This window comes from Pararhodonellum marinum, assembly GCF_015354735.1.
Lineage (GTDB): Bacteria > Bacteroidota > Bacteroidia > Cytophagales > Cyclobacteriaceae > Pararhodonellum > Pararhodonellum marinum.
This window is the reverse complement of the sequence record NZ_JACEFJ010000005.1, coordinates 55,920-79,367: the sequence shown is the minus strand read 5'-3', so window position 1 is coordinate 79,367 and position 23,448 is coordinate 55,920. Positions and strand designations below refer to the sequence as shown.

At 42.4% G+C, this 23,448-nt stretch carries 23 protein-coding genes; 7 read left to right on the top strand and 16 right to left on the bottom strand.

Annotated features, from left to right (window positions below; translation table 11 throughout):
* Positions 1 to 17 precede the first annotated feature (17 nt).
* Positions 18 to 3,644, bottom strand: coding sequence for an amidohydrolase family protein (locus tag H1A14_RS11330; RefSeq protein WP_194776372.1), 3,627 nt, complete (start codon positions 3,642 to 3,644; stop codon positions 18 to 20).
* A 396-nt stretch (positions 3,645 to 4,040) separates the two neighbouring features.
* Here H1A14_RS11330 and H1A14_RS11325 point away from each other — a divergent pair, with 396 nt between their 5' ends.
* The gene (locus tag H1A14_RS11325; protein WP_194776371.1) at positions 4,041 to 4,922 is read left to right on the top strand and encodes a DUF6929 family protein; all 882 of its coding nucleotides are present in this window, start codon (positions 4,041 to 4,043) and stop codon (positions 4,920 to 4,922) included.
* A 246-nt stretch (positions 4,923 to 5,168) separates the two neighbouring features.
* On the opposite strand, the gene H1A14_RS11320 is transcribed toward H1A14_RS11325, so the two are convergent.
* The 4 genes from H1A14_RS11320 to H1A14_RS11305 all read right to left on the bottom strand — a co-directional run bounded on the left by H1A14_RS11320 (position 5,169) and on the right by H1A14_RS11305 (position 8,241).
* Entirely contained in the window at positions 5,169 to 5,789 is a 621-nt protein-coding gene (locus tag H1A14_RS11320) for a DUF4142 domain-containing protein (RefSeq protein ID WP_194776370.1), read from the bottom strand.
* A gap of 73 nt (positions 5,790 to 5,862) precedes the next feature.
* A complete protein-coding gene (locus H1A14_RS23340) occupies positions 5,863 to 6,720 on the bottom strand; it encodes a hypothetical protein (protein WP_317174878.1) in 858 nt (285 codons plus the stop codon).
* Positions 6,721 to 6,945: 225 nt separating this feature from the next.
* The gene (locus tag H1A14_RS11310) at positions 6,946 to 7,929 is read right to left on the bottom strand and encodes a manganese catalase family protein (RefSeq protein ID WP_194776369.1); all 984 of its coding nucleotides are present in this window, start codon (positions 7,927 to 7,929) and stop codon (positions 6,946 to 6,948) included.
* Positions 7,930 to 8,079: 150 nt separating this feature from the next.
* A complete protein-coding gene (locus tag H1A14_RS11305) occupies positions 8,080 to 8,241 on the bottom strand; it encodes a hypothetical protein (protein ID WP_194776368.1) in 162 nt (53 codons plus the stop codon).
* A gap of 419 nt (positions 8,242 to 8,660) precedes the next feature.
* Here H1A14_RS11305 and H1A14_RS11300 point away from each other — a divergent pair, with 419 nt between their 5' ends.
* From H1A14_RS11300 to H1A14_RS11290, 3 genes are all read left to right on the top strand, one after another.
* On the top strand, positions 8,661 to 8,972 hold the full coding sequence (locus tag H1A14_RS11300) for a hypothetical protein (RefSeq protein ID WP_194776367.1): 312 nt from the start codon (positions 8,661 to 8,663) through the stop codon (positions 8,970 to 8,972).
* Between the two features lie 80 nt (positions 8,973 to 9,052).
* On the top strand, positions 9,053 to 9,208 hold the full coding sequence (locus tag H1A14_RS11295; protein ID WP_194776366.1) for a lmo0937 family membrane protein: 156 nt from the start codon (positions 9,053 to 9,055) through the stop codon (positions 9,206 to 9,208).
* A 409-nt stretch (positions 9,209 to 9,617) separates the two neighbouring features.
* Positions 9,618 to 9,824: a hypothetical protein gene (locus tag H1A14_RS11290; RefSeq protein ID WP_194776365.1), complete on the top strand. Its 207-nt coding sequence runs from the start codon at positions 9,618 to 9,620 to the stop codon at positions 9,822 to 9,824.
* Positions 9,825 to 9,905: 81 nt separating this feature from the next.
* Here H1A14_RS11290 and H1A14_RS11285 read toward each other — a convergent pair whose 3' ends face one another.
* Positions 9,906 to 10,100 (bottom strand): hypothetical protein, encoded by a 195-nt coding sequence (locus tag H1A14_RS11285; protein ID WP_194776364.1) that lies wholly within the window; start codon positions 10,098 to 10,100, stop codon positions 9,906 to 9,908.
* Between the two features lie 490 nt (positions 10,101 to 10,590).
* On the opposite strand from H1A14_RS11285, the gene H1A14_RS11280 reads away from it, so the two are divergent.
* Positions 10,591 to 11,748 carry a PQQ-dependent sugar dehydrogenase gene (locus H1A14_RS11280; RefSeq protein ID WP_194776363.1) on the top strand — a complete coding sequence of 386 codons (1,158 nt, stop codon included), beginning with the start codon at positions 10,591 to 10,593 and terminating at the stop codon, positions 11,746 to 11,748.
* A gap of 309 nt (positions 11,749 to 12,057) precedes the next feature.
* Here H1A14_RS11280 and H1A14_RS11275 read toward each other — a convergent pair whose 3' ends face one another.
* From H1A14_RS11275 to H1A14_RS11255, 5 genes are all read right to left on the bottom strand, one after another.
* Complete coding sequence (locus H1A14_RS11275; RefSeq protein ID WP_194776362.1) at positions 12,058 to 12,678, bottom strand: alpha/beta hydrolase; 621 nt, start codon at positions 12,676 to 12,678, stop codon at positions 12,058 to 12,060.
* Positions 12,671 to 13,621: a ring-cleaving dioxygenase gene (locus tag H1A14_RS11270; RefSeq protein ID WP_194776361.1), complete on the bottom strand. Its 951-nt coding sequence runs from the start codon at positions 13,619 to 13,621 to the stop codon at positions 12,671 to 12,673. Before H1A14_RS11270 ends, H1A14_RS11275 begins: the two co-directional genes overlap by 8 nt.
* A gap of 106 nt (positions 13,622 to 13,727) precedes the next feature.
* On the bottom strand, positions 13,728 to 14,273 hold the full coding sequence (locus H1A14_RS11265; RefSeq protein ID WP_194776360.1) for a YceI family protein: 546 nt from the start codon (positions 14,271 to 14,273) through the stop codon (positions 13,728 to 13,730).
* Between the two features lie 78 nt (positions 14,274 to 14,351).
* Positions 14,352 to 14,801 (bottom strand): MarR family winged helix-turn-helix transcriptional regulator, encoded by a 450-nt coding sequence (locus tag H1A14_RS11260; protein ID WP_194776359.1) that lies wholly within the window; start codon positions 14,799 to 14,801, stop codon positions 14,352 to 14,354.
* Positions 14,802 to 15,028: 227 nt separating this feature from the next.
* Entirely contained in the window at positions 15,029 to 15,376 is a 348-nt protein-coding gene (locus H1A14_RS11255) for a hypothetical protein (protein ID WP_194776358.1), read from the bottom strand.
* A gap of 115 nt (positions 15,377 to 15,491) precedes the next feature.
* On the opposite strand from H1A14_RS11255, the gene H1A14_RS11250 reads away from it, so the two are divergent.
* On the top strand, positions 15,492 to 16,037 hold the full coding sequence (locus H1A14_RS11250; protein WP_194776357.1) for a hypothetical protein: 546 nt from the start codon (positions 15,492 to 15,494) through the stop codon (positions 16,035 to 16,037).
* On the opposite strand, the gene H1A14_RS11245 is transcribed toward H1A14_RS11250, so the two are convergent.
* The 3 genes from H1A14_RS11245 to H1A14_RS11235 form a co-directional block, all read right to left on the bottom strand.
* Positions 16,034 to 16,834, bottom strand: a complete 801-nt coding sequence (locus H1A14_RS11245) for an alpha/beta fold hydrolase (protein ID WP_194776356.1) — start codon at positions 16,832 to 16,834, stop codon at positions 16,034 to 16,036. The genes H1A14_RS11250 and H1A14_RS11245 overlap by 4 nt on opposite strands.
* A 105-nt stretch (positions 16,835 to 16,939) precedes the next feature.
* Positions 16,940 to 18,529 carry an amidohydrolase family protein gene (locus tag H1A14_RS11240; protein ID WP_194776355.1) on the bottom strand — a complete coding sequence of 530 codons (1,590 nt, stop codon included), beginning with the start codon at positions 18,527 to 18,529 and terminating at the stop codon, positions 16,940 to 16,942.
* 127 nt (positions 18,530 to 18,656) lie between these two features.
* Positions 18,657 to 19,211 carry an outer membrane beta-barrel protein gene (locus tag H1A14_RS11235; RefSeq protein WP_194776354.1) on the bottom strand — a complete coding sequence of 185 codons (555 nt, stop codon included), beginning with the start codon at positions 19,209 to 19,211 and terminating at the stop codon, positions 18,657 to 18,659.
* Positions 19,212 to 19,491: 280 nt separating this feature from the next.
* Here H1A14_RS11235 and trxA point away from each other — a divergent pair, with 280 nt between their 5' ends.
* On the top strand, positions 19,492 to 19,797 hold the full coding sequence (gene trxA / locus H1A14_RS11230) for a thioredoxin (protein WP_194776353.1): 306 nt from the start codon (positions 19,492 to 19,494) through the stop codon (positions 19,795 to 19,797).
* A gap of 250 nt (positions 19,798 to 20,047) precedes the next feature.
* Here trxA and H1A14_RS11225 read toward each other — a convergent pair whose 3' ends face one another.
* Positions 20,048 to 21,784, bottom strand: coding sequence for a M14 family metallopeptidase (locus H1A14_RS11225; protein ID WP_194776352.1), 1,737 nt, complete (start codon positions 21,782 to 21,784; stop codon positions 20,048 to 20,050).
* 11 nt (positions 21,785 to 21,795) lie between these two features.
* Positions 21,796 to 23,424 (bottom strand): M14 family metallopeptidase, encoded by a 1,629-nt coding sequence (locus H1A14_RS11220; RefSeq protein ID WP_317174875.1) that lies wholly within the window; start codon positions 23,422 to 23,424, stop codon positions 21,796 to 21,798.
* Between the last annotated feature and the right edge of the window lie 24 nt (positions 23,425 to 23,448).

Here is a 23,448-nt window from a genome sequence, read left to right as displayed (position 1 = left end):
GATGTGTTGGTTCAATATTATTTCAAAACTGTATTGAGCACCGGGGCGGTTTTGGTCCAAGGGCTCGTATCCAGTTTTCTAGGATTGGGAAGGATTTCGTCCAAGGTTTCCCCATCGTATAACCGGCCGTTTTTGACCACATGGGTGATGGTATTGGTGTGGCGGATATTTTCAAGGGGGTTGTCTTCCATGATCACGAGATCAGCCAATTTTCCTGCTTCTATGCTGCCCAATTCCTTGTCCAACCCAAGTGCTTCCGCCCCAAGAATCGTAGCGGTTCTAAGTGCATCGATATTGCTCATGCCTCCACTTGCCACCGACCAGAGTTCCCAATGGTACCCCAATCCCTGCAACTGCCCATGGGACCCTATACCTGCAAGACCACCCTTTTTTACGATGTCATTGACCCCTTCTGCATGCTGGGTGAATACATGGTCTTCAGGAGCAAACCAACCGCCCAATGACCCGGCCCTTCTTCTGGCTTTGGAATTCAATTCCTCGTAAGGGGTGAAGCGCTTCAGCTTGGGATCATGAAGGGGGCTTTCCGTGGTGTAGAAATAATTTTCTGCCCAAGGACCACCATAGGCTACCAACAATGTGGGGGTGACTGCCATTTTGCTTTCGGCGATGGTTTGGGTTACATCATTGAATAGCGGATAAATGGGAATGGCATGTTCATGACCGGGATATCCGTCGATGAGTTGGGTCATGTTCAGCTTGTAATCCAGTCCCCCTTCAGTGGTGGGCATTAGTTTTTGTTCCTTGGCGGCCATAATGACCCATTGTCTGTGCTGCCGGTTGCCTACCAAGTACATTTTGATGTATTGTGTATTGTAATATTTGCTATACTGTTCCAATACATTTTTGGTTTGTTCGAGAGACTTGAGGTTATACATCCAAAAACCTACCCCCGGTCCTGTGCTGTAAACTCTTGGACCGGGGATTTTGCCGCTTTCCACCATGTCCCCATAAGTCAAAACATCAGAAGTGGAAGTCTGGGGATCCCTCGTAGTGGTCACCCCGTAGGCCAGATTGGCCGCATACATCCATACGGTGTTTTTGTGCAATCCCCATACCGGCCACATGTGGGCGTGGGTATCCACAAAACCCGGTGTGACCGTCTTTCCGGAAATGTCTATGGCTTTGGCATCCCCTGCCTCCAAGGTCCCCGACTTGCCTACCGCTTTTATCCGGTTATTTTCGATCAGGATATCGCCCTTTTCGATCACTTCTTCCCCCTTCATGGTGATAATCCTGGCATTTTGGAGTAAAATTTTTCCTTTTGGCTGATCTTTGGCATAGTACACCTTCACCTGTTTTTCTTCGGGCTTATAGGTTTCCTTGGCTTTTTGTTCCGCTTTGTAAACACTGTCTGCCTTTGCTTTTTCCTTGTCGTTTTTCAATAATTCCGCCAAAGCCTCCTTCTCCTTTTTAGCTAAAGAATCAGCCAACTTTACGGCATCTTTTCCTTTGGCCTTCAGGGTCTTTACACTATCCGCATCGGACAGCATTTTTAATTTTTTGGCGGTCTTCACTGAATCCTCCACCTGCTTGGCCTTGTCAATGTCATAGACCCAATGGCCATTTCCGAGAGACCAATGGACTTTTTTGCCGTTGGCTTCCCAAGCGGGCCATTCTCCTCCGATTTCAGTCAGCTGACGCGAAGGGAAATTGCTCGAACTGGGTTCACTCACATTGATCGTAGGTGTTTTGCCTGCCACCGGGATAGTGACCACATACACATTGTTGTTGATTTGGGCCAGGGCCAAGTTGCCTTCCGGAGCCATCAAAATGGTACTGGCACTGCTGGGCTGCATCTGAGGCTCCTGAGCACTCGCTCCTGAAGGGAGCATGCAGTAATTGACTGCATCGGCATTGGAAACGGGCATGCCCATGACATAGCGAACCGAAGAGAACTCCTCACCGTGTCCGTGTCCACTGTGGTCATGGGCATCTGCTACCGAACCAAAAACCGTGATACCGGTCACTTTGGCATATACCTTTTCGTCTGTGCCATCCCATTTGAGGCTGACCAGGTTTCCTCCTGATTTATTCAGATATACCCTGGAAGTATCTTTGGTAAAATGTACATTCCCATATCCTGATGCCTCCGTAATCTTCCTGGGAGCACCGCCTACTGAAGGTATCCACACCAAATCCGCATCTGCACCGCCAAACATAGGGCCCTCTGCATCTTTCCACAGTTGTTTGGATCCTTTGAAGACAGCGATTCGGTTATTTTGACTCCATGCTGGCCCAATGTAAAGGCCGCTTTCTTGGGTTAGTTTGGTGACTGTATTTTTCTTCCCTAAGCTAGCCTTGTACATATGGCCCTCTTCCTCATCCCAAGTGACAAATACCAGTTGCTTTCCATCCGGGCTCCAGGCCGGCATCGCCTCTGTAAAGTCATGGTCAGAGACCCGCTCAGGGGTCCCATTGGGATAATCCATCACATATAGGCGGTTCAAGGCCGTAAAGGCAAGCTTCTTCCCATCGGGAGAGGGTACCGCATCCCTGATTTGTGAAGCCAAAGCTGCGGTAGTGTCCTTGATCTCATAATTGAAATACAACCTGGGACCCATTCCCAATTTCACATCTACCTCAAAGGGTATTTCTTGAGCCTTACCATTTTCTGTCACAGGAATGCGCCATATTTTTCCGCCATAGGAAGCGATCAGGTATCGGCTGTCCGGGGTAAAAGACATGCCCGGCAAAACCCCCTGCGGGGCAATACTTTCCTGCTCGTCTCTTTGTACTGGATAGGCAAGCCATCTTTCCTCACCGGAGTCCAGATTTCTTAGAACCAGACCGGTCTTTTCCTCCCATCGGCTGCCATAGACCATCCATTTTCCATCCTTGCTCAAGGTAGGGGCAAAAGCCGATCCGTATCGACTGCTGATACTGTTGATTTTACCTTTTTCGAAATCGTAGGTACCAATTTGGTATTGCGGCAATAGGGCATTGTAATTCCATGAACCGGTTCTATGGGAAAAATACACCTTTTTGCCATCAGGACTGACGAATGGGTCGATGGTTTTCATCGAGGTCGGGGTTTCATTCAACTCAATTCCTCCTCCACCGTCCTTATGGTAAAGCCACAGTTTGGTGATCCTTCTTCCTTTTGAAACCACAATATATTCTCCATCCGGTGTCCAGGCCGCCCCCGGCACATCCCCATTTTTGTCCTTAGTCACCTGTACGGTATCTTGTTTTTCCATATCGATGTACCAGAGGTTGTCGTTGCCAGCCCGATCGGAGGTAAACAATATTTTTTTGCCGTCAGGAGAAAAGCGAGGGTGGGTTTCATAAGCCATGCCAGAAGTGATGGGCGTGGCCTTTCCCCCTTCGATGGGGATGGTAAAGATGTCTCCCAACAAATCAAAGGCCAGCGTTTTTCCGTCAGGGCTCACATCCACACTCATCCAGGTGCCTTCTTTAGTCGTAAATTTTACCTCACGCTCCGGTTTCAAGGGCAGTTCCTTGAATTTGGGATGGTCCAGAGAGTCTTTGGAAGTACTGTCACTTGCATAATGGGAAGTAGAATTTAAATACTTTTTTCCTGCTTTGCTTGGAGTCAAATCAACCAAGAATCCGCTCAGTGTTGCTGCAAAGAACAACAGAGCGATATAAGTCATTTTAATCATAATGGAAAGTTAAGGATAAAGGAAGAAGGGATGTTGAAGGTTTGAAAGGCCATCGCCCGTAACCTGGCTAAATTTAGAAATTTTTTCTGAAAATTGAGATTGGTGGGATTTGGGGAGAAAATAAAATATGATAATCCGCTTCTTTACCAGTAAATGTAAAAAGTCAAAATGGCCTCGGCAGGCTCGGTCTCCGGGTTTTGGCAGGCCGGCTGAGGGGATTTTGAGGATACACAGAAAATTAATATTCAATTTTAACAAATCCCTCCCTTAAGAAACTTAAAATCCATACTTTTCAGCATCAAAACCAACCCAATAAAAGGAATCCACTTGAATAATCTATTTATCATTCTTGGCAGATTTAGTCTATTAACTTTGATCTTGTCTGTCTTGTCATGTATGAATAAACAACCTGAATTTACCCTTTCCCATGCCACTGTGCTGGAAAATATCCCCAGTGCTTCAGGGGTATGTAAAATTGAGGATCGTTGGTTCGTGATCGGGGATGACTCTCCCTATTTGTTTGAACTGGACTCAGGTCTATCCATCATTGGCCAAATCTCTATTTTTCCCTTAGAGGATTTGGTCGAGTCCAGTATCCCCAAAGCCCTTAAGCCTGATTTTGAAGCCATGGAAAGTGTGAATGGTGAAATCTGGATATTCGGTTCAGGTTCCAAATCTCCAGAGCGCGACATCATGGTCAAGGTAAATCCGAACCAGCCTATCCAAGTCAATACCTATTCCATGTTGGATTTTTATGCCCACTTAAAATCCTTTGAGGAAATGAAGGGGGCAGAATTGAATTTGGAAGCCTTCACAGTCTATAAAAAGGATTTCTACCTTTTGAACCGAGCAAATAATCTGATTTTTCGGTTTAATGGCCAAGCCTTCTATGACTATTTATCCGGCAAGGGGAAAATTCCTCACATCGATATTTTTAAATGTGTGATGCCCAAAATAAATGGAATAGCAGCTGGATTTTCCGGGGCAACTTTTATCTACGAGGACCCCTTTCTGATTTTTACAGCTTCTGTAGAAGATACCCCCAATGCCTATGACGATGGGGAAGTTTTGGGCAGCTTTATCGGAATAGTAGCGCTGAACAAGATCAATCAACCGGAAGCTTTTCGTTTTGCCCCAATCTTGGGACTAGAAGAGCCTCCTAAGGTAGAATCCATCTGGGTTAAAGAAAAAAATTCAGACCGAAAGGTCCAGCTCGTCATGGCTACTGACAGCGATGGCGGCCCCTCTCTTTGGATCGAAGGGGAATTAAGCTGGTAAGGTTGTGGCCAATTAATACATAAAGATGATGGGTATTTTTTTGTGCAGTTTGTGCAGTTGAGATCAGAGGAGAAATCTATTGGTTCTGAGTCCAAGAGGCAAAAAAAATGCGCAACAAACAAGGTTCGCTGCACATCAAAAAATTAAAATCCCTAACTATGTTTCATTCCTTTCTATCATGGCTACAATCATGGCAGAAATTGAAACTCATCACAAAGATTTCAACATCTAAAAAAATGGTATCAATTAAGAATTCGAGTTATCCTTATCACACTTTTCTTTACAGTCTTTTGCATGTCTGAGGTGAGTTTTCATGCCTGGGAGCTTTTCAGAAGCCCAAGCTTTGATTTGTGGGTCTTCAGCATCTGAGGCAGCCTTTTCAAATTTATCCACGGCATCCTCATGGTGATCGACCATCATATCGCTGTATGCTTTGTCAAAATCATTGCCTGTTTTATCCTCAAGCTTTTTGAGCGCATCTCTTGAATCCTCCGTAAGGGTGGTTGGGATAGCTACTGATTTAGACTGTGCCAATACCTTAAGTTCTTCAAGGGTTTTGGTATGGTCTTCCTCCATCATTTTTCCCAGTTCTTTGACATGGGGAGTATTGCTCTTTTGCTGGGCTAATTTTCCCAAGCTGATTTCTTCCATTTGCATTTCAGCTGCATCCATCAAAAACCTGGCATCGTTGTCATTTTCGATAACCACAGCTGTGGTGTCATTGGGTGTTGCTCTATTGATATTTTCCTGTTCTGCTATTTCCTTGGAATCAGTTGCTCTGTTTTCTGAACATGATGCCAATACGAGCGGCCCTGTCAAACATAAAGTATAGACGAGGATTGATTTAAAATTCATGTGAATTTTCATGGTATTGATTGGTTTAGTTTCTTAAAATAGGCAAGGGTGAAAAAAGCCCCTTGCCTACTGCAATGTTGGAATTTTACCAGTGAACCTCTTCACCGCGGTTATCTCTCCAATTTTCTTCCAGATACTTCGCATCTTCAGTATTTTTTGGAGTTACTGTGATTACGACGTTACCTTCTTTGATTCCAGATTCATACAGTTTTGCCCTTGCCTCTGGTATACCAGATCCAACTAGGGCTCCGATAAGGCCTCCTGCCAATCCACCAGCTCCGGCTCCTGCAAGCCCGGCAGCTACTGGTCCAGCGATCAGAATACCCAGACCAGGAATTGCCACACTTGTACCAATGGCGGCGATTACTCCCACAACTGCGCCGATTGAACCCCCGATGGCCGATCCTTTGCCTGCATGTTCTGCAGCTTTCGTTCCGATTTCAGTTTCTTCAGCCGCGTTTTCATTGTAATCTTTTTCGCGGGTTTCCTTGGACATGACCAGGTTGATTTCATCTTTTGAGTACCCTCTTTCAGAAAGGGTATTGTAAGCTCTTTCAGCACTTTCACGGTCTCGAAACATGCCTGACAGCACTCTTTTCTCGGAAGTACTCTCATTTCGAACCTCATGTCCCTGCTGATCAGTAGCCCAGTCATTTTGGTCTTCAGAAGTTCTATTCAACTGGCCTTCATTTTCATTATGGGCAGAAGCTATGTTTTGTCGGACTTCTTTTTCGCTGAGTTCAGAATCCCGATCGTTATGGATTTCGTTATCATATTCATAACGATCAGAACCGCTATTCTTATAGCCTTCATTTTCATCGTACTCGGAATCTACTATATTTCGGTCCTGATTTTCATCATGTTCAGAAGACCTATCATTTCGGTCCTCATGTTCAGAAGCCCTGTTGATTCGGACTTCATCTTCGTTATGTCTATTTTCCATTTTCTAAGTTTTTTATTGGTTAAATTTTGATTAGGTTTTAAGTTTAGGTGCATTGCCCCATGAGGAAATAAATGATCACAAAGACCAGAATTGTCCCGAAGCAACCGCCTCCTAATTTTTTAGCTCCATAGCCTGCTACAAGGCCTTTGAATAAGTTATTCATCTTGTTTTTTTACCGCTTCTTTAGCTAATTGATTTTATAAATTTTTTGACCTGTAGGCAGTTTTATCTTGAAGCATGGGTTTTCTCCTGCTTTTCGTTGCTATCATTGAGCTGGTATTCAGACCAACTCATGACCCCGTTTTTAGGGGCAGTTGCTTTGTCCACCATTTCCTTCCTTTCGGAACTCAGTTCTTTATTGGTAGATTGTACACTTTCATCAGTTCTAATTGTACCTTCTGATTTTTCCTCCAACAGACCATCAGAATCCCTGACATGTTGAAGTGGATTATCTATAAACTGCCAATCCTCTCCCAGCAGTGGACTTGCACCTTGATTCCAAGGCCCCTTGAATTCTTCTCCTTTTGACATGTTGAAATATTTGTTGCTGAATTTGGGATCGCTTTCCAGAATTCCTGGAGGAAAATTGGGCTGGATGGTATCCAAAGCCGCTTGAAACATCTGAAAGTGCGCCACTTCTCTGGTCATCAAAAAACGCAACGATTCTTTTACATAAACATCGTCTGTGAATTTCATCAGGTTTTCGTAGACCAATTTGGCACCAGTCTCTGCACCTAGGTTTAAGCGCAGGTCAGCAGTCAGATCACCCATACCCATAATGTAACTTGCAGTCCAAGGGTTGCCTACGCTATCTGTAAGCGTTGGGGTACCACCGCTTACCACGAAAAAATGTGGGTTGACCATGGCATCGTGGATGTAATTTTCCTTCGCAGCTTCACCATCCAGCATTTTAGTGAGGTCGGATTCATCTGCAGCATTTTTCAGTTCACCATTAACACCTGTGAGCAACATCTGAATGGTAGCGCCGACAATTTCCAAGTGACTGAACTCCTCGGTAGCAATGTCCATCAGCATGTCATATTTGTCAGGATAAGCTTTTCTACAGCCAAAAGCCTGCACAAAATATTGCATGGCTGCTTTCAGTTCTCCGTTTGGGCCACCGAACTGTTCCAGCAATAATTTCGCAAATCGTACATCCGGTTTGGATACCCTGGCATTGAATTGCAATTCTTTAACGTGGTGAAACATATCTTTTTGGTTTAGTTAAAATGGTTGGGTTTATACTCTTGTTATGATACTACAGTGGTTTTGATCTGTGCAAATCCCTTCATTCAAAATATGGCTTTGAAAATCAGAAGCGCTTTCCCCTATTTGATCACGTTTACAGCTGGCCGACTGCTATTTCTTTTTCTTGGAATTATCGTTCATATTGCCAACTACCGCTTTATCCTTTGTATCCTTTGTAGCTTTCTCCTTCTTTTGCTTCTGTTCGGGAGTGTCGTTCATTTTTAAAACTTCCGCCTTTTTTTGGCTTTGGTCTTTTTTTGGCGTCTTTTTCATAATAATCTCATGTGCATTTTAAAATATACACAACACAAAATTCAGTATTTTTGTATTATTAAAATTATATCTTATTTTGAATATGTTATAAAATTAACGGTTAGAATAAATTTTGTCAATCCGCCAAATGAACTGGATGTTTTATACACAGAAGGATAAGGTACGGTTCTAAAAAAAATCTTTTGGCAACTCAGAACCTTTTCAGCAGCTTATATCCATTCTGATTTTTTTGTTAAAATCTCTAAGGAATCAGTCGGTTTCAAGGCTAAAAATGGTTTTTCAAGTAATTTTTACAATTTGAAACAATATTTATGTAAGCATAACCGACAGTAGGGATAGTAAATTTGTATTACAGAGACCAAAGCTTGTAATGATTTCTGAAAGAAAATTAACCCCGCACAGCATCAATTAACCTGATCATGAAAAACTTTAGAAATTGCTTGTTCACAGTTTTCCTCTTCTTTGCTTTGGGACTAACTACTGTCTATGCCGCGGATACCAATAAAAATCCTGTTGAGTCAAAGTTAACACCTGCCGAGATTCAGGTGTTGGTGGATCGTGTGGAAGAAATAAAGAACATGGACAAGTCTACCTTAACCAAATCCGAAAGGAAGGTTCTTCGTACCGAATTGAAAGAAGCCAAACAGGAAATTGTAAGAAACAATAAAGGGGTTTTTCTATCTGCCGGTGCCATAATTTTGATCATCGTTTTGTTGATTGTGTTGCTTTAATACCTAAACAAAGGTTTTAGGATAAAGAATAAGTAAGTAAAAATCTTTGACATCATTTCAAACACTAAATAAGCAGAATTATGGGAAATCTCCTTTATATCATTGCTGTCATATTGGTCATTATCTGGGCCGTAGGATTTCTCGGTTACAATAGTGGCGGTATTATTCACATCCTTTTGGTCATAGCCGTTGTGGTTGTTTTACTGAAGCTCTTCAGTGGTGGTAGATCCATTTGAACAAAAAAAGAATAGATGGTCATGTTTTCATTTATCACTTTAATGGAGAAATATTCATTCAGGAAAGGTATGATCAGTGAAAGTTTAGGTTTATTGAAGATTCTTTCTTCGATTTGAAATTATCAAATAAAAATCAACCCCATTAACATGAAAAACACCATTTTTTTGATTTTCCACGAGTAAGCAGGCCGCTGATTTGGTAAATAAAATTTCCTATAAGTAGAAATTAGACTATGCCAATGATATTTTTTATTTGGGAGAAGTTTGTTTGGGTGAACAAATTATACCGAAACCTGCTGAAAGTGGTTAATCTTTTTTTCCACTAAATCACGCTTACAATCACCATAAAATGTCAGATTTCAATAACTGGCAAAGTTCAAAAAAATTAAACCATAAGCTTTACCTCAATATGAAAAAGATCACAATAAAAATACCCAATCATAAATATGCTTTTTTTATGGAACTGATCCAAAATCTGGGACTGGAAAAGGTAAAATCTGAAGGTACTAGGGAAGAAGTCATCAAAGGGATTAAACAAGGCTTTAAAGAAATGAACCTTAATCAGGAGGGAGAATCCAATGGTAATGAACTTAAGGATTTCTTAGATGACCTTTAATAATACGCTTAGGCAAAAGCGCATAGAATTGAATTAAGAAAAAAGAACCTCATATTGGGGTTAATGCTTTTTCAGCAATCCTTAATTCGAAGGCTCGTTCTCTTTCTTTTCAAGGCGTCTAAGTAAAAGAGCCATTACCACAGTCATGACAACAAGACTAGCTACTTTTCCAAAATCAACATCTAACAGCCCCATCAGAAAAGAAACAGAAACTCCTGAGAGCGCTGCTATAAGAATAATGAGAAAAAAACTAGCACTAAAAGATAATTTTTTCATGATCGTAAATTTATTTTAATCCCCCTGCTTATGATTAATTATATAGTCAAGATAATTAATTTTTTTGATTTTGACATAATCCAACTAAAATGGTTATCCACTTCTTTGTACTAACCCAATATTCTTTTTCAAAAGGGTCGGAAGTCCTAAGTCGGAATTCACCCGTCTTGTAGTCGGGCAGGCCCGCCCGTGGTCGAGCAGGCCCGCCGTGGTCGGGCAGGGGATGTATGGGACATTTCGGTTTGGTGGCGAGAATTACATTGAATTACCTTTTTACTGGCATCATTGCGTACATACATGTAATCAAATGAGATTTTTTTCGATTAACAAAAGATAGGATTGCCAGTAACTTTGATTACTTGTCTGTCCATAAAAGAACAATAAGAAACCTAAGCAAGTCCAATGACATAAAATCCCACCCCGTTTATCAAAAGCGCAAAACATTTGTGATTAAATTTGATTAATTTTGATACTAACCAAATTAGAAACCATGAAACATTTGAAAAAAACTGTTTTTATTCTGATGACTGGACTGTTTCTGTCTTTGAATGCCTGTGGCAACAAGAACCAAGAAGTCGAAAAGTCAGAACCAGATCCATATGCCGTATCTACGGACAAAATGACCATCAAGCTTGACACCCTTTATTCAGACCTTGAAAATCCTTGGGGAATGACCTGGCTGCCTGATGGCAGAATGCTGGTCACGGAAAGAAAAGGGGAAATCCTCATTTTCAAAGAAGATGCATTTACCGGTGAAAAACTGACCGGCGTACCTGAGGTTCATGAGGTAAACCAAGCTGGCCTTTTAGATATTACACTCCACCCCAACTATGAATCCAACGGCTGGATTTACATGGCCTATGCCAAAGACCAAGGTGAAGGCGGAGTATTGGTGATCGGGCGAGCCAAACTGGATGGCAATGCCTTGGTCGATTTGGAAGAGGTATTTGTTTGTGGTCCCGAATGGAAAGGGGGCAGGCATTTTGGATCCAGGATTATTTTTGATAAAGATGGCTACCTGTTCTTCTCCAATGGAGACAAAGGATCAAGACCTCAAAATGCACAGGAACTGGACAATGACCATGGTAAAATTCACCGAATTCATGATGATGGCAGGATTCCTGAAGACAATCCCTTTGTGAATACCCCCGGCGCATCTCCCTCTATTTGGACCTATGGCAATAGAAATCCCCAAGGCATGGCCTATGATACAGCCAATGATAGGATCTGGGCGGTAGAACATGGACCGAAAGGTGGTGATGAGATAAATCTGATCGAAAAAGGCAACAATTACGGCTGGCCTGAAATCTCATATGGGATCAATTACGACGGAACTGTCTTGACTGAGTTTAAAGAAAAAGAAGGGATGGAACAACCCGTCACCTATTGGGATCCTTCTATCGCCCCTTGCGGAATGGCATTGGTAACCTCAGACAAATATCCTGAATGGAAAGGAAATCTACTGGTGGCCGCTCTAGCCCACCAACATGTGAACCGGGTTGTCTTGGACGGAACCAAATATGTTGAAGAGGAAAGACTTTTTCAAGATATCGGAAGGGTAAGACAGGTAGCTCAAAGCCCAGAGGGATATTTGTACGTCGTGACTGAACTGACTGGATTATTGGTTAAACTTGTTCCTCAGGATTAAAAGATATCATCTGACCACGTGGAATGTTACATGCAAAAATAAGGCATTCTGTCCGAAGGCGGTATTTAAGGTATTAGTGGATACTTTTTGATATCAGGTGGATATTTGGATATTAAGATATGTCTAAATAAGTCCTATCGATTAAAAACTGGATACTTTTCTTTATAAGACTAGGAATACTTAGTAAATAAAAAAACACAAAAAGAGGAAACAAAACTGTTTCCTCTTTTTATTTCTCTCAATAGAGATAAAAATTTTTCCACCTTTCAATGTCCTTTAAAATCCCTGCGAAAATTGTAGGGGATTTGCTCATTGATTTTGGTCAAGGATATGTTGATTGACCCAGTCTACCTCCTCCTCTCGGATGGTATGTTGTTGGTCTTCAAAGATCATGGTTTTCACCTTGGCACCCATCCTTTCAATTACCTTGGCTGAGGCATCGATCCGACTAAGTGGAACATGCATGTCTTTGTGACTTGAGCCAATAAAAACCGGGGTGCCTTCAAAATCCCCCTGATATTTTTTTTCATTGATCTCCTCACCAATCAAACCACCTGTGAAGGCAATGACCCCTCCATATTTCTGTGCATTTTGACTGGCATATTCCAATGCCAGACAAGCACCTTGGGAAAATCCGAAAAAATAAAGCTGTTCTGATGAAAATCCTGCTTCATTTGCCGTTTTCACGAGCTCTGAAACAGCTTGAATGGCCTGGCTAAATGCAGGCTCATTTTCCTTGTCAGGAGCCATAAAGCTATAGGGATACCATGTATTACCGGGTGCCTGTGGGGCAAGTAAGGCAAAATCCTCCAGATGAAGGTAATTTTGTAGGTCCAGTATGCTAGTAGCCGTAGCTCCTCTCCCGTGGATCATGATGGCTACCTTTTTGGCTTCTTTTAGGGGCTTTCCGGCTTTTTTCAAATCAGGCATAATCTTTCAGCTTTAATTCAACTTTGGCAAGTTTGGATTCAATTTTATCTCTGTTGGGCTCCGCCCATTCCGGCAGTTTGATCAATTCACCCAATTTGTCCATGTCTTCATCGATGGCAAAACCCGGCTCATCTGTGGCCACTTCAAACAACACCCCTCCCGGTTCTCTGAAATAAATGGATTTGAAATAATTTCTGTCTTTAACTTCAGTCACATGGTAGCCATTGTCCAACAGGACCTGCTGAATTTCTTTCTGGGTGTCGTCATTATCGGTACGGAAAGCAATGTGATGCACTGTACCCGCACTTTGAATTCCCTGTCTCCCCTGAGAGTCAACTACTATGTCAATAACGTCCCCAGGTTTTCCTTCCGTCCCATAGCGGTATCTTCCGTTCTCTTCTCCCAAAAATCTGTAGTTCATGAATTCTGTAAGAAGCTTTTCGGTCAGGTCTTTGGCTTTCAGATTCAAGGTGGCTCCATAAAACCCCAGTATTGCATGTTCCTGAGGCACTTGACCGTAGGTCCAACCTTTCCTGTTGTCTTTATTGGTGGCAATCAATTCGATGCCCATGCCGTCATGATCTTCAAATCGGATGTATTTTTCACCAAACCGATCCAATTTGGTGGATACGGTAACGTCAAATTTACTTAACCTCTCTATCCAATAATCCAAGGCGTTCAGAGGCACTGAAAATGCCGTGTAGGTCAACTCGCCGGTACCTTTGGTGCCTTTTCTTGCACCGTCAAAGGGAAAAGTAGTAAAGATGGTTCCAGGTGAACCAGCCTCATCCCCAAAATAGAAATGGTATACATCAGGCGCATCAAAATTGATGGTCTTCTTCACCAGCCTTAGTCCTAAGATACCGGAATAGAAATCGATGTTTTTCTGTGGATTTCCTGCGATGGCTGTGATGTGGTGGATGCCTTTTATTAATGATTTCATGGTAGTTTAGCTATTTGGAATATGGATCGGGGATTCTTAAATTTCTATCGAAGCTATAAAGGGTACGGAAAAAAATGCTTTTCCGTACCCAAAGATTTTAAGAAAATCACTGTTTAATAACTTGTACATTGGCCAAAATCTTCACTTGATCACTAACGACAACACTGCCTGCCTCTGTAACCGCATTCCACATCAACCCGAATTCTTTTCGGCTGATTTTACCTTCTAATTCAAATCCGGCTTTGGTGTTGCCATAAGGATCACCGGCCACTCCACCGAAATCAACAGACAATTCAATGGATTTGGTGGTATCTTTGATAGTAAGATCACCTACCAAAACGTATTCACCCCCTCTGTTTTCCAGGATTCCGTTTTCGAATTTCAATTTCGGAAATTTTTCGGCATCAAAAAAATCAGCCGACTTCAAGTGGGTATCTCTGTCTTTCTGATTGGTATTGACGCTATCGATGTCTGCAGTAAATTCGATTTTCGCCTGCTTAAAATCATCGGATTCAGTTTCTGCGAATCCTTCAAAACTTTTGAAGAATCCGGTTACGGTAGAAATGACCAAGTGTTTTACCTTAAAGGAAATTTCTGAATGGGTGGGATCGATGGCCCATTTTGTCGCGTTTAATGTTGATGAATTACTCATGGTTTTAAATTTTAATTGGTTATAAATTGATTAAGTGTTTCTACATTGCATGTATAGACATATTTTAAGGAAAATTTTTTATCCCCTCAATTTGTCTAACAATCTATTCAGCTCTTCTGTTTCCTCTGTGGTCAGATTAACTATTTTTTTATTGAAATTATACACTGATTTTTCAAGTTTTTCCAAGACTTCCAAGCCTTTTTTTGTAATGACGATATCGACTTGTCTTCGGTCATTGGGACACTCTTCCCGCAACACCAATTCTTTCATTTTCAGTTTTTCCACCAATCTGGAGGCATTGGACATTTTATTGAGCATTCTGTCCTGAATGGAAGAAACGGTGATGGGTGTGCCTTTTTGGCCTCGAAGAATCCTTAAAACGTTGTACTGTTCAGGTGACAGGCCAAACGGTTTAAACAAGACACTTTGATTGGATACAATATGACTATGTGTAAACAATAAATTCACCACAGTCTTGTTGTATGGGTCTATAAATTCCTTTTGCTTAATGGCCTCTTCTATCCTCATCTGTATATAATGTTTTTGTATTAAATGTATATACATCAAAATTGGTCAAAAAGTTTCAGTATACAAGGTTTTTTTTAATTTTTTTGAACACAAGTATTTTATTTCAAATTGTGCTTTGGAAAAAATTTACAAAAAAGGAGGGAATCTTTTGCTTATTCAGTTGATGATGCTATAAAAAATGGTTTTAGGAGAGCAATTAAACATCAAATTTAAAATATATATCTAAACTATTTAAAATCAATGAAATAAGTTCTATCCTCATCGTTCTTTCTTTCATTAACATTCATCATAAAAATCATTTTCTTATCGTTACATAATGTTTCATCATTTTCAGAATCATAAATACGCCCCTCGACTTCAAAAGTTATCCAATCAATAATTCTAGATTCTATTTTTATGCTTTTCAGGTTATCTTCATTAAATCTTACAGAAGGTGATCTAATTTCTTTTAGTCCAGCTTTTTCAAAAACGTCACAACCTCGATTTCTTAAAGCGAGGTTAAATCCCCATATTTCTCCTGCACTACTTTCTTCGTAATTTTTTATGTAATTTATAATAAATTTCTCTTCCAGCATCTTATAATTTTTTATCAATCAATGCAATATAAGAAATTAAATTAATAATATCGCCATTTAAATCAAAATTTTACCGTTTATCACTGTAAATTCTATTTCTTAGACCCTCGTCAACATGAACAGTTTAAAAAAAAGATGCTATTCATACCTTTTGGTACTAGCCTTCATGACTTTAGTTCCACAGGTCAAAGCCCAGGAATTGAATTGCCCAAGTTATTTGACCCCGCAGATGCTTGCAGAGGTCTTTGGCGATCGGGTAAGTGGCATTCAAATCCAAGCCACCAACTTGGAAAAGGAGAACCTTTGCAACCGAACCATTTCAATAGGAAAAGTAGATCATTTCAGCGATCTGCTGGTATTTATCGTCAGTACTTCCCAAAGCCATGAAGGAGCTCAACGAACTTTAAAATTTATGGCAAAGGGCCACGAAGCTGATTTTTACTATGGTTGGCCGGAAAATATTGGCGACTTATGCTTCAGGTACCTTCAGCCAAACCTTTTGAGCAGTCACAGGACTGAGATGAATGTAAGTTTTGTATACAAAAATCTTTTAGTTGAACTGAAGTATTTTAATGTGGATGATGGCAAGAACAATAAATTCGTCTATCAAGTGTCCGAACTGGAAGCTTTGGCTAAAATGATTGTGGAAAATCTGCCTTAAAAACGTTTCATCCAATCCCCAATCAGCCGGTTGATTTCTTCTGGTTTTTCTATGCTGCTGCTGTGGCCGGCACCGGGAACAAGGTGTAGCACCGAATTGGGAATGGACATCTGAATGAACTTGGCCTTTTCCGGCTTGGTAGCCACATCTTCGGTGCCTACGATGATCATTGTAGGGCAAACAATGTTTCTAATCTCATCCTCCACCCCCTTCCTATAGATGACAGCCTCTACTGATTTTGTGATGCTTTTCCGGTTGGCTTTGAGTTCATCCAACCAAGTCTTGTAAGCCTCTGAATTGTCAGGGTTTTGAAGCCAACTTTCTGCAAACATGATTTTCATGACTTTTTTGGCTACCCCAGGAACTACCCCAAACCACCTGACTACCCCATTCAGAAATTTGTACTTGGGAAGGTTTTCGACAGGCTCGGGTTGGGCTGATGTTTCCAACAGGATCAGACTCTTTATTTTTTCTGGATATCGAGCAGCTAGTCGCATGCCTACAAATCCTCCCATAGACAAGCCCACAAAGTGAACCGGCTTGCCGACTAGTTTCTCTATGATTTCCAGCGCATCTTGGGTCAAAAGATCCATATCGTAAGCACCTGCCGGCACATCACTTTGACCTTGACCTCTATGGTCATAGGCAATCACGGTATAGTCTTTTTTAAAAAAATCTATCTGCTTTTTAAACATTTTATGGCTCCAAAGTAAACCATGGGAAAAAAGGATTACCTCTTTTCCCTCTCCTTCCTTGATGTAAAAAAGTTTGGTTTGAGAAAGCTGAATGAATGCCATACTTTGATTCGTTTAACTTGGGTTACACTCGTGATAATGGAATAGCATTAAATTATAGCAAGATTGAAGGCACAACTGATTTTTTAACAGAAAGTTGGCCTATTTTTACCAATCCAGCCCTGGTTGGGTAATTCTCGCATTTTCCCTGTCCTTGTGGGCTTGCACTATCCTACGGACATCTTCGAGCATTTGTTTGGCATCATAGACTATCCCATCCTTGACTGTGTACTTGACCCCTCCCACACGAATCGGTTCATTGTCATCCCCAATTCTAATCGCACCCGTTCCATACAGCAGTTTGATATTCTGCAAAGGGTTTTCTTCCAGGATCACGAAATCAGCCAACTTGCCTACTTCCACCGATCCGATTTCCTTGTCCATGCCCAAGGCCTCGGCGCCATAAAGGGTGGCAGATCGGAATACTTCCAAAGGATGAAATCCAGCTTCTCTCAAAAGTTCCAACTCCCGGACATAGGCAAAGCCATAAAGCTGATAGATAAAACCTGAGTCTGACCCTGCCGTGACCCGTCCGCCCCTGTTTTTGTACTCATTGACAAAAGTCATCCACAACCGGTAATTCTCCTTCCATTGGATCTCTTCTTCTGTCGTCCAATCAAACCAATAAGAGCCATGGGACTCTCGGGAAGGCTTATAAAACCGCCACAGTGACGGTAAAGTATACACATCATGCCATTCGGCACGCCTGGTCCTCATCAGGTCCCGATTGGCCTCGTAGATGTTGAAGGTCGGATCAATGGTAAAGTCCAAGTCCAACAGTTCCTGCATGACCTGATTCCAATGATCAGAGTACGGGGCAGCCGCCTGTTTCCATAATTTTCCGGCTTCGGCAAATCGATGCTGTTCATTTTGGTAATTGTAATCCAGCCTGTAATCCTGAATGGTCCGGTCTGTAAATAAGGCTTCCGGCAAGCCATACCAATGTTCCATGGTGGTCAACCCGGCCCTTGCGGAGTTCAATACGTTCCATCTGGCCACATCCATTTGGGCATGGTGCATGGCAGACCTTAGCCCGATCCGCTTGTTTTCTTCCATAGCGGCCTGCATTACTTCGGGTTTGGCACCGAAAAACTTGATTCCATCCGCTCCTTTCTTTGCATTTTCATTTACCCAAATTTTGGCATCGGCAGCATCAGTGATGCTTTTACCTGCACCTTGGCCAAAACTGGTATAGGCCAGGATCCTGGGTGCGGTGATGCTGTTGGATGCAGACTTTCTCTTGTGGTCCAATACCCAATCCAAACCGTTACCTGCCGATGGATCCCGAATGGTGGTGATGCCATGTGCCATCCACAACTTAAACACATACTCAGCCGGAGTACCTTGCCCTGACCCTCCAATATGTCCGTGCATGTCCACAAATCCGGGCAAAAGATAATGCCCCTCCAATTCCATTACTTTGTCATTGGGGCCTGCAGTGGGTCTTCTTTCTTCCTTGATAGCCAATCCGGGATATCCCACCACCCTGATTTCTGAAATCCTATTTTGGGTCACCACGATGTCCACAGGGCCGATAGGCGGTGAACCGGTCCCATCCACCAAGGTAACCCCTCTAAGTATCAATCGGTCAAAAGGACCCTCTCCTTCAGCTCTATCCGGAGCAGGCATGATCTGGGCGGGGAGTTGTAAAGAAATAAAAAGTAAAAATACGAAGGAGAAGAATTGGTGTTTTTTCATAAAACTCTGGAAGATTGAAAGGGTAAAATAATCCTTTTTCCTCCAATAAAAAAACCGGATACCTCTTGAAAAGAAGTTCCGGTTTTGGATTGTGGTAGTTGTTTGTACTAATTTATTGTCATTTAAATTAAAGCGAAATCCGATAGGCTGCCCTCAAACCAATAAAGGCCATATTGAAAGGAACGGGACCCGTGTTTTGAAATCTTGCACTGAATTCTACTCTATTGAGCACGTAGCCCGCTTCCAATGCCCAGGATAACTCAGTCATGCTTTCATTGGCCTTGAAGCCATCAATGACTGTCCGGTCTGTATTGAAAGAAGCACCTATTTGGGGTTCGACGAAAAAATGATTGAAATAGGCCCTGTAGCCAAGCATCAGCGGAACTAAATCATAAGAACTGCTGAATCCCGAGATCTGATTGGATGATTCCAGAATAAAACGGTGAAATCCCGAGGTAATGCTGACCTGCCCGGTCTGACCCACTCCGATCAGACCTTTCAACCCCAATCCGAAGCCAGTGGGATACTGAGACTGGAAATATTCGCTCGTGGTAATCCCCAAGTCAGCACCAACCACCAACTGATTGTTTCCTTGCTGAGCATACGAGAGGTGAATGGAGAAAAAGAAGAAGAGAAAAAAAACAATAGAAATCTGGACGAACCTTTTGGTAAAATTTTTCATTCCTTGGGTGATGTTTAGGTTTTTTACTGAAATTTAAGACCACCAGGCACAAATACCCTGCCGAAGGAGGCTATCCTTGCCTGACCAGCCTAGATTATAAAAATCTATACTATTGAACTCAATCCCAGCAGTAACATTCGAAATCAAAAAAACAAAGGTTAAATGCTTAATTGGCGCAAAAATCCCTCTTTTCCGGCAAGTAGAGGTAATCGGTTTACCGGCTCGCTTTAAGCATGAATTATACCTTTCTGGCTAGAAAGCGAAAAACAAATAAACCTATATGCCAAAGCAAAAAGTAAAAGAAGTTATCCAAAAATCTCCCCAACCTGTGTTGGTGGACTTTTTTGCAGATTGGTGTGGCCCCTGTCAAACCATGGAACCGGTTTTGAAGCAAGTCATGGATGATTTGGAGGGCAAAATCAAGTTGGTCAAACTGAACATAGACCGAAACCCGCAGATGAGTCTGCAATTTGGAGTGAGGTCTATTCCTCACTACATCCTTTTTAAAAACGGCAAAATCCTTTGGCGGAAAGGCGGCTTGATGACCAAAAGAGACTTGATTCAGGCTTTAAAAGGGTTTGTATAAAATCTGATAGAGCGGGATACTTTTTCCAGTAATATGGATTCTACCTAAATGCGATATTGATGGATATCAGGCGTATATTGTGATATTATCTAATTTAATTCCCAACGTTTACCAAGTTGATTTGTTTACCTAAACGATTAGAGTTTCTCAGTTAAAAAAACATGGCTTAAATCAAAAAATTTAAGCCATGTTTTGGTTAGGCTGAGCTAAAGCCTTGAACCACTTCTGAAAGCAGATTAATAAAATGGGTTTACTTCCAGTTGGCACGGCCTCCCTTAGCCGAGTCTACCTCGATGCTGTAATTGCCCCCACCTGACACAATCCACCTCACTTTGACCGCATTCATCCCAGGTATGTTTTCCAGTGCCAACTTCTCTGGACTCAATTGCTGTTCCTTTACTTTATTGAAATCCTCATTTTCTACGACCATACCGGCAATGACTTTTGCCCCTTTGATGGTGACATAATCGGGTCTTTCTATTTTATACTTGCGGTCTTGGCTGGAATGGGTCGGCATCAAGCGGTCATTGGAAATGGTGGCCGTGATTTCCTTCAACCCTCCACCCAGATTTTTCTCTCTTACATCTGTAATGCTAAGTTTAGGAGTATGGAAAGCATGGTAGATGGTAAATGCCATGTTGCGATGTGCATCCTGTTCCAGCAAAAATCCCGGATGGGCCCTACCGAAATTCTTTTTAAACCCACCGATTTCTATGGTGCCAAATTGTGGGTGTTCATATTCCTCCCAATTGACAAAAGCATCGCCAAATGTCAGGTACTGATCCACCTTTAGTTCCTCATCCTGATTTCCACGCCCGGCATTTTTATGGAAATAAAGGTAAGAAACCATCAGTTCGTTGGTGTAGGTATAGATTCCTCTACCTCCATAAAACCAATCCAATTCTCCACCGAATACCGAATACAGGTCTTTGTAAACCACCAAGTAGCGGTAACCCGGAATCATTTCTTCGCCTTTTTTGGCGATGGCATCATAGATCTGAATGTCTTCTCTGTTGTAAGTATCCAGGTCTTCTTCTGCACCGGGTCCTCTCAGGATCATTCCCCCATAGTTGTGGTAACTCTGGGCTCCCGCGATGTTGGGGTGCTTCATGACAAACTCCATCACCGCTCTGTTTTCCGGTAGACTGAAAGGATATTTGTAAGCTCCCCTTTGGACATAATCGGGCTGCCATTTCCATCCCCAATCCCGGTTGGGATCATAGTACCCTATTCCGTCTTCATTGACCTTCCCATCGCCATCTCGATCTATCCCTTCATATCCCAGCATTTCATATTCTCCTTTTTGTTCAGGTTCCACCTGAATTAATTTTCGGGGATCCAATGGATCCTTGATGTATCGTCCCGTGGGGGATTTTCTAATCATAAAGGTAATGTGGCCATCCCCATTCAAGTCATCAAAACCATCTTCTCCTGCCTCTCCATCTCCGTCATTATCCAAAACGATCATTCCTGACCGGGGCGAATGTGGGGTATTGGGCTCTTTGATAAAATTATCCCTCGCATCGGGATTGATGGTAGGGGCAATGTAAAAGGTCTTATCGGCCAGCAGCTCCTTGATGAAATCATTGTCTTGAAACATTTCAGTCAGATACCATGCTGTGTACAGGGAGAACTCGGTACCCTGGATTTCATTGGAATGAATATTCCCATCGATATACATCGCAGGTTTCTGGTCAGGGTTGCCGGTTTTGAAATCCGAAATGGTCAACAACCAAATGTCCCTGCCCTCATAGGATTTGCCTATACTTTCCACTCTCGCCAAGTCCGGATGGGCCTTGGCTATTTTCTGAACAATGTCCGTCACTCCTGCATAGGTGTAATACCGATTCCAGGCCACTTCCACCTTGGGTGCATGGGGAGTACCGATGGCTCTGAAAAATTTCTCCTGTGCCATGGCTTCTTTTATGGGTATATTTCCAAAACATGCCAGAACTCCCAATAGATATACGAATTGCTTAATTTTCATAAGGCCTTAACTTATAATTTAACATCCAAAGTAGCGAAACCGGCATGGGCTGCTCCTGCTTTGATCTCTACATTTCCACTTCCTTTGACAATCCAGCTTAAGCTAATTTTGTCGAAAGCCCCTAATTTGTCCATCAACTGGATTTTGTCACCAGCTACCAGATCTTCTGCTTTGCTGCTGATATCCACCCTGATTTTTCTCAACCAGCGTGATTTCTCCCCCATTTCACTGTGTGTCGGAAGAGGGGAATTGTTGAATAAATCCACACTGATTCTCGTTAGTCCGTTGCCCAGTTTTTCTGTTTTCAATTGGTGAAATTCGAGCTTGGGCTGGATCTCTGCAAGCTTTAGGATAAAGCTTGTGTGTTCTTCTGCAAGTCCAGCCACCTTTTCATAAGGAGGATTGTATTTGACAAAAGGTTTCATCCCCCCAATTTCCACCGTTTCATTGGGAAAATCGGGATGTTGGACTGGAGTCCAATCCACAAAAACATCGGCAATGCCTTCTTTTTCCGCAAAAGCCAAAAAATTCGCCTCACCATTTTTAAAGGATTTGTCTTCCTCATTTTTTACTTCAGGCACCCACCATCCCGGCGTGCTGAAACTCAAGCGGCCAAAGTGAAAATAGGCCCATTGGAAAAAATCACCGTCTGTACCTTGATTGTCCTGTTGAAAAGACTTGGCTGATATGGTCTCATTGTACAATTCGGAAACCATGGCATTGATGGCCACATCCTTTTCCAACATTGAAGTGACAATTCTTTTCTTTGCCTCTCCCGCATTGTACTTCAATGGACTGGAAAGGTTATTGGCTGGACTGAAGGTGACAAAAGCAAACACATTCCATTGGTCAAATAAATAATCCAGCATGGCCCGGCTTTCCTTTTGTGAAACCGGAAAATCGCCGGCCAATGGTTCGAAAGCAGGAAACTTATAGGTCAGGCTTTTGTTGAAAGCAATGCCTTCCTGCGGATCCTCGTTGAATTTGCCGTCTTTGTCATTGTCAACGCCCTCTGTATGCAATATATGCGTACCCGACTCACCTTTGCTTCGGTCAGCTTTGACCATCACCCGCCCATCTTCATCCGATATTTTATACTCCCCCATCGGGCTTTTGATCCGCATCTGTGTAATGTAACCGTCACCATTGAGGTCTTCAAAGGGATCTTCTCCTTTTTGTCCATCCCTGTCATGGTCTACTTGGACAGCATTTCCCCTTCGTTCAAATTTCAAAGCAGCATGATATTGGGCTGTGGCATCGGGGGACATATTGGGAAAAACATAGAATGTCGTCCGCTCCAAAACCTCACTTTTCTCATTGATGACTTTTTCTGCAAACTGAAGAGCGAGCTCCACACTGAGCACATGAAACCCTTCTACTCCACCTACCACTGCGATGGCCGGTTTTTGGTCCATAGCACCGGTACCGATTTTGAGGACCCAGATATCCTGACCTCCTTCGGTTTTGATAAGCGATTGAAGTTGGGCATTGGTGGACCGGGAGAGGGATTGTAGCCTTTGAGTGACTTGGGAATTGGTGGGATAATCACCTTGTGCTTGTACTGCGATAGGTGGGCAGGTATACATTGCCAAAGCCAAAACGGGTAAAAGAAAACTGTATTTCATAGGCAAAAGAAACATGATTCAATAGATGTAAAATACCTT

Bases quoted from the DNA above. Each gene is read 5' to 3' on its own strand.
- H1A14_RS11330 (WP_194776372.1), bottom strand. From the start codon at position 3,644: ATGATTAAAATGACTTATATCGCTCTGTTGTTCTTTGCAGCAACACTG.
- H1A14_RS11325 (WP_194776371.1), top strand. From the start codon at position 4,041: ATGAATAAACAACCTGAATTTACCCTTTCCCATGCCACTGTGCTGGAA.
- H1A14_RS11320 (WP_194776370.1), bottom strand. From the start codon at position 5,789: ATGAAAATTCACATGAATTTTAAATCAATCCTCGTCTATACTTTATGT.
- H1A14_RS23340 (WP_317174878.1), bottom strand. From the start codon at position 6,720: ATGGAAAATAGACATAACGAAGATGAAGTCCGAATCAACAGGGCTTCT.
- H1A14_RS11310 (WP_194776369.1), bottom strand. From the start codon at position 7,929: ATGTTTCACCACGTTAAAGAATTGCAATTCAATGCCAGGGTATCCAAA.
- H1A14_RS11305 (WP_194776368.1), bottom strand. From the start codon at position 8,241: ATGAAAAAGACGCCAAAAAAAGACCAAAGCCAAAAAAAGGCGGAAGTT.
- H1A14_RS11300 (WP_194776367.1), top strand. From the start codon at position 8,661: ATGAAAAACTTTAGAAATTGCTTGTTCACAGTTTTCCTCTTCTTTGCT.
- H1A14_RS11295 (WP_194776366.1), top strand. From the start codon at position 9,053: ATGGGAAATCTCCTTTATATCATTGCTGTCATATTGGTCATTATCTGG.
- H1A14_RS11290 (WP_194776365.1), top strand. From the start codon at position 9,618: ATGAAAAAGATCACAATAAAAATACCCAATCATAAATATGCTTTTTTT.
- H1A14_RS11285 (WP_194776364.1), bottom strand. From the start codon at position 10,100: ATGAAAAAATTATCTTTTAGTGCTAGTTTTTTTCTCATTATTCTTATA.
- H1A14_RS11280 (WP_194776363.1), top strand. From the start codon at position 10,591: ATGAAACATTTGAAAAAAACTGTTTTTATTCTGATGACTGGACTGTTT.
- H1A14_RS11275 (WP_194776362.1), bottom strand. From the start codon at position 12,678: ATGCCTGATTTGAAAAAAGCCGGAAAGCCCCTAAAAGAAGCCAAAAAG.
- H1A14_RS11270 (WP_194776361.1), bottom strand. From the start codon at position 13,621: ATGAAATCATTAATAAAAGGCATCCACCACATCACAGCCATCGCAGGA.
- H1A14_RS11265 (WP_194776360.1), bottom strand. From the start codon at position 14,273: ATGAGTAATTCATCAACATTAAACGCGACAAAATGGGCCATCGATCCC.
- H1A14_RS11260 (WP_194776359.1), bottom strand. From the start codon at position 14,801: ATGAGGATAGAAGAGGCCATTAAGCAAAAGGAATTTATAGACCCATAC.
- H1A14_RS11255 (WP_194776358.1), bottom strand. From the start codon at position 15,376: ATGCTGGAAGAGAAATTTATTATAAATTACATAAAAAATTACGAAGAA.
- H1A14_RS11250 (WP_194776357.1), top strand. From the start codon at position 15,492: ATGAACAGTTTAAAAAAAAGATGCTATTCATACCTTTTGGTACTAGCC.
- H1A14_RS11245 (WP_194776356.1), bottom strand. From the start codon at position 16,834: ATGGCATTCATTCAGCTTTCTCAAACCAAACTTTTTTACATCAAGGAA.
- H1A14_RS11240 (WP_194776355.1), bottom strand. From the start codon at position 18,529: ATGAAAAAACACCAATTCTTCTCCTTCGTATTTTTACTTTTTATTTCT.
- H1A14_RS11235 (WP_194776354.1), bottom strand. From the start codon at position 19,211: ATGAAAAATTTTACCAAAAGGTTCGTCCAGATTTCTATTGTTTTTTTT.
- trxA (WP_194776353.1), top strand. From the start codon at position 19,492: ATGCCAAAGCAAAAAGTAAAAGAAGTTATCCAAAAATCTCCCCAACCT.
- H1A14_RS11225 (WP_194776352.1), bottom strand. From the start codon at position 21,784: ATGAAAATTAAGCAATTCGTATATCTATTGGGAGTTCTGGCATGTTTT.
- H1A14_RS11220 (WP_317174875.1), bottom strand. From the start codon at position 23,424: ATGTTTCTTTTGCCTATGAAATACAGTTTTCTTTTACCCGTTTTGGCT.